We start from the raw sequence: 8,008 nt of genomic DNA on the forward strand, positions 1-8,008 counted from the left end.
GGAAATGCAAAAAGTCGCCGGCCCTTGGAAAGAGGCGTGGCGCGGATTCCGCAAAAGTAAAGTCGCGGTCGTCGGCATGGGCATCGTCATCTTCTTCATACTTTTGGCGATTTTCGGACCTTTGTTTACACCGCAAGGCATTAACGAACAAAACCTTTCCCAGCGGCTCCTGGCTCCTTCCGCCGACCATTGGATGGGCACAGACGATTTCGGCCGCGATATTTTGTCGCGCGTCGTATACGGAGCGCGAATCTCGCTCTGGGTTGGTTTCCTGGCAGTTATCGGATCGGTCATCGTCGGCAGCATACTTGGCATCTTAGCCGGCTACTATGGACGATGGGTGGATACCATCATTTCCCGCCTATTCGACATCATGTTGGCGTTTCCGAGCATCCTTCTCGCGATTGCCGTCGTATCGGTTCTAGGGCCGTCACTGCGCAATGCCTTGATTGCGATTGCCATCATCAACGTCCCGAACTTTGGGCGCTTGATCCGTTCGAAAGTTTTGAGCATCAAAGAAGACGAATACATCATGTCGGCAAAAGCGATCGGCATGAAAGATAACCGAATTTTGGTTTCGCATATTTTGCCGAATTCCATGGCACCAGTCATCGTCCAAGGCACATTGGCGATTGCGACAGCGATCATCGAAGCGGCTGCACTTGGCTTTCTCGGCCTCGGGGCGCAGGCGCCTTCTCCGGAATGGGGCAAGATGCTGGCCGATTCTCGTTCGTATTTGACGAACGCCCCGTGGACGATGATTTTCCCGGGTGTTGCGATCATGCTGACGGTACTTGGCTTTAATTTAATGGGAGACGGGCTGCGTGACGCACTCGACCCGCGAATGAAATCATAAGAAAAACGCCCGGAAATTTTTCCGGGCGTTTTTTTATATGGCATTTTCAATGTCACGGTCGACTTCTTCGCTATGATAATTATGATACGCGATGATCAGCAAGTCCAAATGCTCCAAATGCTCTTCGTAATCGAGCAGGGCAGATAAGACGTGCATTAAATGGTAAACGGAAAATTCATCTTCTTCGACTTCGGTCGATAAATTGATTTCCTTAACAAAAATCGACATGACTTCATTGCGTTTCAACACCGCATCCGGCCCTGAACTTTCACTATGCTCCGGGCGGATTTTTCCGACATATTTCATGTAAAGCTGTTCATGGTAGCTTGCCAAGCTTTCTAAGCGTTCCTGTACCATCATATGAAATTGCTCGGGCAAATCCCTCAGTTCATTTTCGTAGCGATTCAGGCGCCGAAGAACTTCCAGGCTTTTTTTCGAAGTAGCAATCATCTGGCGGTACAATACCAGCTTTCGTGCTTTCGTGTATTGCTGCTTTTTCGTATAGCTGCGTTCTTCTTTATAAAACAAATACCATTGATCGACCTTCGTCAGCTTTTCAGTCAATTTATTGATATCTTCTTTAACGGACGAATGATCGGAGGCGTGCCGTATGGAAATCCGGATCCATCGAATGACATCCTCACTGACTGAATGGATGGATTGAAACAAGCGGGTTTCGTATTTGGGCGGCAAAAAAATCATATTGACGATAAACGCCGATAAGATCCCAAGCAATACTGTCACAAATCGCAGGGAAGCAAAAATGAGAAAGTCATCCGATTGTGAATCCATAATAATAATCAACGTCACGAGCGTCAGCGGAACTGTATTTTCCAACTTTAATTTCAGCATAATGATAATGGCGAGGATTGCCGCGACGCCAATCGTCAAATAGTTTGGCCCTAAGGTCAGCACGAAAATCACGGCAATCGAAGCGCCGATTAAGTTTCCGTACACCTGGTCGAGCAAAGTCAGGTAGGACCGGTAAATGGAAGGTTGGATGGCGAAAATTGCCGCGACGCCCGCAAATACGGGGGTCGGAAGTTCAAGAAGCGTCGCCAGAAACAATGCTAATGCAATAGCGATACCAGTTTTGAATATGCGTGCACCGAGTTTCATCGGCCAACATCTCCTTCAGGAAAAGCTCCATTTTTACAACTGGGCAAATGCGTGCTCCACTGCCCGTATTGATGTATCGATATCTTCCTCTGTATGCTCTGTAGTCAAAAACCAGGCTTCGTATTTGGAAGGGGCCAAATTGATGCCTTGTTCTAGCATCAGTTTAAAGAAACGTCCAAACGTTTCTCCATCTGTGGCTTCTGCCTGTTCATAATTCTCCACTTTTTGATCGGTGAAATAAATCGTCAAAGCACCTTTTAAGCGATTGATGGTAATCGTCACGCCGTGTTTTTCAGCGGCGGCTAAAATTCCAGTTTCGAGGCGTTCACCCAGTTGGTCCATTCGTTCGTAAATGCCTTTTTCCTGTAGCACTTCGAGACAAGCGATTCCAGCTTGGATTGAAGCCGGGTTGCCAGCCATTGTCCCTGCCTGGTATGCGGGTCCGAGTGGGGCGACCGTCTCCATAATCTCGCGCTTTCCACCATAAGCACCGATTGGCAAACCGCCGCCGATGATTTTTCCAAGCGCCGTTAAATCCGGTTCGAGGCCCAGCAGATTCTGAGCTCCGCCGTAATGGAAGCGGAAAGCGGTGATTACTTCATCATACACAATCAATGCGCCTTTTTCTTTGGCAAGAGCATGTACGCCTTCAAGGAATCCTTCTTGCGGTTCGACAATGCCGAAGTTTCCGACGATCGGCTCGACAAGGATGCAGGCAATTTCATCTCCCCAGCGATCCATCGCCTCTTGGAACGCTTGCGGATCGTTAAAAGGAATGGTGATGACTTCTTCTGCAATTGATTTTGGGACGCCTGCAGAGTCAGGTGTACCGAGTGTGGCAGGGCCAGATCCGGCAGCGACTAACACTAAATCAGAATGGCCGTGATAGCATCCGGCAAACTTCATGATTTTAGTTCGCCCTGTGTACGCGCGCGATACGCGGATGGTCGTCATGACAGCTTCCGTTCCGCTATTAACAAAACGTACTTTGTCCATGGCAGGCATCGCTTGCTTCAGCATTTTAGCGAATGTCACTTCGTGTTTGGTCGGCGTGCCGAACAAAATACCGGTTTCAGCAGCGTGTGCAATGGCCTTGGCGATATGCGGATGGCCATGCCCAGTAATAATCGGCCCGTAAGCCGCCAAATAATCGATGTATTTATTGCCATCAACATCGTAAAAATGAGCGCCTTTTCCATAGTCCATTGCAATTGGGGAACCGCCACCGACGGCTTTATAAGAGCGGGAAGGGCTATTGACTCCTCCGACAATGTGTTCTAATGCTTCTTGATGCAATCGTTCGGAATTCGAGTGGTCCATAAAATGCCTCCTAAAATAATCTATTCCTTATTGTAGACAAAATCCGTCATAAACGCCAAAGAAATTGAAAGAAATGAAACCGTCCGGTACGATAGAAGAAAGAAAAGGAGTGATGGATTTGGCTACATTAGAAGGACTCGCAGCACCGGAATTCACCTTACAAGACGAACAGGGCGAAACGATTTCCCTTTCGGATTATGCAGGGAAAAAATACGTTGTTCTTTATTTTTACCCAAAAGACATGACGCCAGGCTGTACGACGCAAGCTTGTGATTTCCGTGATGCCGAAAAAGATTTCTCGGAGCTAAACGTAGAAATTTTGGGCGTCAGTGCAGATTCGAAAGAACGCCATCAGAAATTCATCGACAAGCACGGCTTGCCGTTTTCGCTTCTCGTTGACGAAGACCATCACGTGTCTGAAGCTTACGGTGTGTGGAAGCTGAAGAAAATGTACGGCAAGGAATTTTTGGGCATCGAGCGTTCGACATTCCTGATCGACCCGACAGGCACTGTGATCAAGGAATGGCGAAAAGTGAAAGTCAAAGAGCATATCGAAGAAGTGTTGGAAACTGTAAAAGTAATTAGCGGTGATTAAGAAAGGAAGAATCTGATGGATGTCCTATTTACATTTGTGCCTAAAGAGAACCAGCAGGAACGGCTTCAAGCCGAGTTCCCTGAAGTGACTTTCCGCTTCTTATATAAGAACAAGTCATTTTTGCCGACAGCCGATATTGTGGTTACTTACGGAGAAGATTTAACGGCTGACGATATTGATCGTGCCGATAACTTGAAATGGATTATGGTGGCAAGTGCAGGTATTGAAAAAATGCCCCATGCGGCTATAGCAGATAAGGGGATCATCGTTTCAAACGTCAAAGGAATTCATAAAACCCCCATGGCCGAATCTGCGTTAGCACATTTGCTGGCACTTAAACGTTCATTGCCATTCATCTACGAGTGCCAGCGGAATGGGGAGTGGAACCGCAAAACCCACTCATCCGAATTAGCAGGCTCAACAGCCGTTCTCTTCGGTCCAGGGGCAATCGGCTCAGAGATCGGACGATTGCTTCAGGCCTTTGGCGTCCGGACAATTGGCTGCAACCGTTCGGGTGATAAAGCTGAGTATATGGATGAAATGGTTTCATTTGAAAATTCGTTAACCGCGCTTCCAAAGGCTGATATCGTCATCGCTGTATTGCCTAGTACCGAGGAAACGCACCATCTATTGAAGAAAGAACATTTCCAAGCCATGAAAAATGATGCGATCTTCATGAATTTAGGCCGTGGAGATTTAGTAGAAGACCAGGTGATGCTTGAAGCGCTCGAAACCGGGGAAATTGGCCAAGCCGTTTTGGATGTGTTTGAAGAAGAACCGTTGCCAGCAGACCATCCGTATTGGCAAATGGACAATGTCATCATCTCTCCGCATGTCTCGAGCCATTCCGGAAAATATGTCGAGCGCGCATTGGACGTGTTTATACCGAATTTACACGACTGGATCAAGGGCGACACCTCACCATCAAATCCAGTGGATATGAAAAGGGGATATTAAAGATGAAAATCTATACTAAAACAGGCGATAAAGGAACGACCTCACTCGTTTATGGCAGTCGAGTCAAAAAAAATGACCCGCTCGTTGAAGCATATGGGACTTGCGACGAGGCCAATACGATGATCGGGCTTGGCGTGGGGCATCTAAACGGAGAATTTTTTGAGAAAAAAGAAGCGCTCTGTGAAATTTTCCATCAAATCCAAACGGTCCTTTTCCACGTAGGGGCGGAATTGGCGACCCCGGCTGAAAAAGAAGTGAAATGGAAGCTCGAGACGGAACACATCAATCAGTTGGAAGCTTGGATTGACGAATACGACGCAGAACTCCAACCACTCAGCAATTTCATTTTGCCCGGCGGCCATCCAGCGGGAGCGGCACTGCATGTAGCCCGAACCATTGTGCGTCGAGCCGAGCGCAATTCGATAGCAATAGGGGAAGAAGTCTCGCCAAACGTCTTGGCATATCTAAACAGGCTTTCAGATTTTCTCTTCGTCGCAGCGCGCTTCGTTAATCAGCAGCTGGGTTCTAAAGAAAAAGGCCTTCACGCAGAATAGGAAATAATTTCAAGCAGCAGGGCTTCATGCCCTGCTGCTTTTTTTATACTTTTCCATCTTAGTAAGCTAAATAAACAGAAAACTAGTGTCCTATAGCGATTTCTTGACATGCCGACAGTTTTTTAGGTACACTAATTATAACGATTATAATGTAAGAATATATACGAAGTGAGGTGCCCAGCGATGTCTGAAGCCCAATTGAAAGACGCACTCGATACGTTGAAATCTACAGGTGTTAGAATTACACCCCAGCGACATGCGATTTTGGAATTTATGATCCATTCTACATCGCATCCGACAGCAGATGATATTTATCGTGCGCTTGAAAAAGCCTTTCCCAATATGAGTGTCGCCACTGTTTATAATAACTTGCGTGTCTTTAAAAAAGCAGGGCTAGTGAAAGAATTGACCTATGGAGATTCCTCTAGCCGTTTCGACTTTGTCACCCATGATCATTACCATATGATTTGCAATGAGTGCGGAAAAATCGTCGACTTCCATTATCCAGGATTAGACGAAGTGGAACATTTGGCTTCCCACGTTACAGGCTTCCAAGTAGATTATCATCGTCTAGAAATCTACGGAACATGCCGTGACTGCTATAGCGAATCAGCTAAAGCACAATAAAAAAAGAATGTCCGCCATGTAGGCGGACATTCTTTTTTTATTGTTGCGTTTTTTTCTTATTATATTCTTCGTCGAACGCTTTCCCCTCAAGTGAAGGATCCATCGTCAACGGTTCATTGCAATGCATGCAGATATCTACACGGCCGAGCATTTTCGTATGGCGCTCGCAATTCGGACACTGAACTGGAACGGTTTTCATAGAGAGCAGGCCGATCCAAGCATAAACCCCAGTGCTTCCAATGATTGCAATAACACCGAGCAGCATAAAGATAACCATGACAATCGGTTGGTTACGGAAATAGATACCGACATACATAATGACGATGCCGATAAAAATTAAAGCCAAAGCGAAGGTCCGGATGCGGTTGATTTTATTTTTATAAGATTTCATGAGCGGTTCCTCCTTGCGTCCATCATACTATATCACAAACGTCCGAAAAAAGGGTTAAGCTAATTCCGTTAAAGGAATATAAGAGAAATATGTCGAAATAAAGAAAAACGCCATAGATTAACTATGTGCCTGGAGTGTTGGGGGCATTACTGAATATGAAGATATACAGCAGGGAGTGACGATGGATGGAACAAATACTGAGACCATTATATCAAGAACGCGCGAGCCAGGAAACGACGCTCGGTGTCATCTTAATTGAAAAGAGAGAAGACATCAGTCCGATTACAGATACGTTCGATTCAATTCTTCTGATCATTACAAAAGAAAACGAAACGCCCGTTTTCACGAAACACTATACGTATCTCGATAAAAAAGCGGCCATGCATATTATCACAGAAAAGCAATTGCACAAATGGCTGCTGCTGGGGACTAACCGAAAAATTGTTGACTGGCTGTTTAATGGCCGCGTCATATATGATCGCAATGAGTTTATGGAGAAACTTAAAACTGAACTAAAAGAATATCCATTCTACGGCAGAAAAATAAAAATGGGATTAGAGTTTGCTAAACTCATACGCCGTTACCTGGAAGGTAAAATGTTCTTTGAAGAAAAGAATTACTTAGATGCTTATCATCACATGGTAGAGTCACTCCATCACTTGGCGCGGTTATCTGTGTTGGAAAATGGCCTTCCGCCAGAAGTGACAGTCTGGTCGCAAGTGAAGAAGATGGAGCCAGCAATCTATAAACTATATGAAGAGCTTATCTCGAGCGATGAGCCCATAGACAAGCGGTTGGAACTATTATTCTTGGCTAGCGAGTTTTTCATTCATTCGCGAACTCAAGATGGTTCACAACATATTCGCGAAGTAATGGAGAAGCAAAGCAGCTGGACCATTCAAGAATTACATGAACAAGAAGAGCTGAAAAACTATTCGTCAAACCTTGAAGTCCTTATCGAGTTCTTAATCGAAAAAGATTTAATTTCGATTAATGGAGTGAAGACGAAGAGTGAAGGCATTTTCCATCGATATTATTCAGTGAAACACTAAGTTTTATAAAAGCTTTAAAGCTGACCGGGAGTGACTCTTGGTCAGCTTTCTTCATTAAAGCAAGGTAAAAAATAGAAAGAGAGCTCTAGAATAGCAATAGCGCTTGAAAAACAACTTGAAGATTTTTTCGTTTTTCCGTTGACAATCAATCGACTAATGTATTATGATATTACTTGTCGCTCGAACGAATTAAGTTTTTTACAATAATAAAAAAGACTTGACTCTTTCGCTCAGCGGTGCTAAATTAAAGAAGTTGCTTTTGAAGCAGCCGTAACATTTGAACCTTGAAAACTGAACAGCAAAACGTCAATAATAGACGTCACGAGCGCCTTGGCGCGAGAACGGCTTTTGCGATGGTTGCCCCCGGGCGATCGGAGCAATCGGTCATTTTAAGCTTTGGTGTTCGTGACACAACTTACTGATCAGCTACGGCAGATCAAGCGAATCGCGCGTCCTTCGAGACGGCGATACGCCAGCAGTATTGAGCAATCAACTACTCTATAATGGAGAGTTTGATCCTGGCTCAGGACGAACGCT

General features: G+C 45.4%; 10 protein-coding genes. 7 read left to right on the forward strand and 3 right to left on the reverse strand.

The window, feature by feature from the left end:
* Positions 1 to 4: 4 nt before the first annotated feature.
* Positions 5 to 856, forward strand: coding sequence for a nickel transporter permease (gene nikC, locus AY633_RS15645; RefSeq protein WP_171900963.1), 852 nt, complete (start codon positions 5 to 7; stop codon positions 854 to 856).
* 33 nt (positions 857 to 889) lie between these two features.
* On the opposite strand, the gene AY633_RS15650 is transcribed toward nikC, so the two are convergent.
* Positions 890 to 1,975, reverse strand: a complete 1,086-nt coding sequence (locus AY633_RS15650) for an FUSC family protein (protein ID WP_068489126.1) — start codon at positions 1,973 to 1,975, stop codon at positions 890 to 892.
* A gap of 33 nt (positions 1,976 to 2,008) precedes the next feature.
* Positions 2,009 to 3,295: a glutamate-1-semialdehyde 2,1-aminomutase gene (locus AY633_RS15655; protein WP_068489127.1), complete on the reverse strand. Its 1,287-nt coding sequence runs from the start codon at positions 3,293 to 3,295 to the stop codon at positions 2,009 to 2,011.
* A gap of 118 nt (positions 3,296 to 3,413) precedes the next feature.
* On the opposite strand from AY633_RS15655, the gene bcp reads away from it, so the two are divergent.
* The 4 genes from bcp (at position 3,414) to perR (ending at position 6,028) form a co-directional block, all read left to right on the forward strand.
* On the forward strand, positions 3,414 to 3,890 hold the full coding sequence (gene bcp, locus AY633_RS15660) for a thioredoxin-dependent thiol peroxidase (protein WP_068489135.1): 477 nt from the start codon (positions 3,414 to 3,416) through the stop codon (positions 3,888 to 3,890).
* Between the two features lie 15 nt (positions 3,891 to 3,905).
* Positions 3,906 to 4,847: a D-2-hydroxyacid dehydrogenase gene (locus tag AY633_RS15665; RefSeq protein ID WP_068489128.1), complete on the forward strand. Its 942-nt coding sequence runs from the start codon at positions 3,906 to 3,908 to the stop codon at positions 4,845 to 4,847.
* 2 nt (positions 4,848 to 4,849) lie between these two features.
* Complete coding sequence (locus AY633_RS15670) at positions 4,850 to 5,401, forward strand: cob(I)yrinic acid a,c-diamide adenosyltransferase (protein WP_068489129.1); 552 nt, start codon at positions 4,850 to 4,852, stop codon at positions 5,399 to 5,401.
* A gap of 183 nt (positions 5,402 to 5,584) precedes the next feature.
* Positions 5,585 to 6,028, forward strand: a complete 444-nt coding sequence (gene perR, locus AY633_RS15675; protein WP_058381335.1) for a peroxide-responsive transcriptional repressor PerR — start codon at positions 5,585 to 5,587, stop codon at positions 6,026 to 6,028.
* Between the two features lie 37 nt (positions 6,029 to 6,065).
* On the opposite strand, the gene AY633_RS15680 is transcribed toward perR, so the two are convergent.
* Complete coding sequence (locus AY633_RS15680) at positions 6,066 to 6,419, reverse strand: YgzB family protein (RefSeq protein WP_068489130.1); 354 nt, start codon at positions 6,417 to 6,419, stop codon at positions 6,066 to 6,068.
* A gap of 185 nt (positions 6,420 to 6,604) precedes the next feature.
* Here AY633_RS15680 and AY633_RS15685 point away from each other — a divergent pair, with 185 nt between their 5' ends.
* Positions 6,605 to 7,471 carry a nucleotidyltransferase-like protein gene (locus tag AY633_RS15685; RefSeq protein ID WP_068489131.1) on the forward strand — a complete coding sequence of 289 codons (867 nt, stop codon included), beginning with the start codon at positions 6,605 to 6,607 and terminating at the stop codon, positions 7,469 to 7,471.
* Between the two features lie 284 nt (positions 7,472 to 7,755).
* A complete protein-coding gene (locus tag AY633_RS16705) occupies positions 7,756 to 7,893 on the forward strand; it encodes a hypothetical protein (protein WP_186008788.1) in 138 nt (45 codons plus the stop codon).
* Positions 7,894 to 8,008 lie beyond the last annotated feature (115 nt).

Source organism: Planococcus maritimus (assembly GCF_001592825.1).
In the GTDB taxonomy this organism is placed as follows: Bacteria; Bacillota; Bacilli; order Bacillales_A; family Planococcaceae; genus Planococcus; species Planococcus maritimus_C.